The 866-nt window shown below is 35.1% G+C and carries 1 protein-coding gene; it reads left to right on the top strand.

Features of this window, described 5'->3' with window-relative positions:
- The first annotated feature begins 82 nt into the window (after window positions 1–82).
- Window positions 83–829: an IS5-like element ISAba31 family transposase gene (locus AC6BYQ_RS28430; protein WP_002122556.1), complete on the top strand. Its 747-nt coding sequence runs from the start codon at window positions 83–85 to the stop codon at window positions 827–829.
- The last annotated feature ends 37 nt before the right edge of the window (window positions 830–866 follow it).

The following is an 866-nucleotide window of genomic DNA, read 5'->3' as shown; positions in this document are numbered from 1 at the left end:
ATTAGGGTGTGTTGACACTTTTAGCTTAAAAAAATAGCGAAGTAGTAAAATCAAATCGCCAAACCCAATTTTACTATTCGCTATGCCTCGTACTATGCTGACAGATCAACACTGGCAAAAGTTGAAAGTTATTCTGCGTAATTTATCCATTCACCACAACTCAAATTTACGCAATTTTATTGAAGCTATTCTCTATAGAATTAGAACAGGCTGTCCGTGGCGAGATATTCCTTGCTGTTTTGGTCATTCAAACTCTATTTTCAAACGTTTTAATCGTTGGTCAAGCAGCGGTAAGTTTCTTAGATTATTCAAATTACTAGCCTCATGCCCCGATATGGAGTGGATTTTTATTGATGGCTCTCATGTACGTGCTCATCAACATTCTGCCGGCATAGCGAATCAATCTATTTCTAAAAGTGTAGGAGGAAACTCCTCAAAAATACATTTGATTGTTGATGCACATGGCAATCCTATTGATTTCATGATTACCGATGGAACCACACATGATGTTAAAGTTGCACCTGATTTAATATCAACATTAGATTTAAAAGAGACAAAAGTGGTATGTGCAGATAAAGGCTATGATTCAGAACCACTGCGTGAACAGATCAGGAAAACAGGGACTAAAGCGAATATACCAAAGAAAACAAATAGCCAATCGAACAATGACCATATGGACTGGTATTTATATAAAATCAGGCATTTAGTTGAAAATATGTTTTGTAGATTAAAGCAATTTAGAGGAATAGCTACTCGATATGACAAGCTCAAAAGAAATTATCAAAGTTCTGTTGCTTTAGCATGTATATTTTTATGGCTACCTTTATAGGGTTAATTATGAACAGTAAATGTCAACAAACCCTAAT

It is taken from the genome of Serratia sp. LTN-2, assembly GCF_059740205.1.
This window is presented reverse-complemented; position numbering and strand designations above follow the sequence as displayed.

Bases quoted from the DNA above. Each gene is read 5' to 3' on its own strand.
- AC6BYQ_RS28430 (WP_002122556.1), top strand. From the start codon at position 83: ATGCCTCGTACTATGCTGACAGATCAACACTGGCAAAAGTTGAAAGTT.